General features: G+C 70.3%; 1 pseudogene. It reads left to right on the top strand.

What is annotated here, in order from left to right:
- Positions 1-239, top strand: a pseudogene (locus tag ACQG3P_RS22955) (copper-transporting ATPase); the annotation flags it as partial.

Here is a 239-nt window from a genome sequence, read left to right as displayed (position 1 = left end):
GCTGGGGCTGGCACCGAAAACCGCGCGGGTGCTGCGCGAGGATGGCGACGCGGAAGACGTGGACAGCACGGCACTGCAGCCCGGCGACCGCCTGCGGGTGCGGCCGGGCGAGAAAGTACCGGTGGATGGCAGCGTGCTGGTGGGTCGTTCCACGGTGGACGAATCGATGCTGACCGGCGAACCGGTGCCGGTGGCCAGGACCGTGGGCGATGCCGTCATCTGCGACACCCTCAACGGGA

The organism is Stenotrophomonas sp. SrG (assembly GCF_050031795.1).
Taxonomy (GTDB): Bacteria; Pseudomonadota; Gammaproteobacteria; order Xanthomonadales; family Xanthomonadaceae; genus Stenotrophomonas; species Stenotrophomonas rhizophila_A.
The sequence above is the reverse complement of the archived record's forward strand: the minus strand, read 5'-3'. Positions and strand labels throughout refer to the sequence as shown.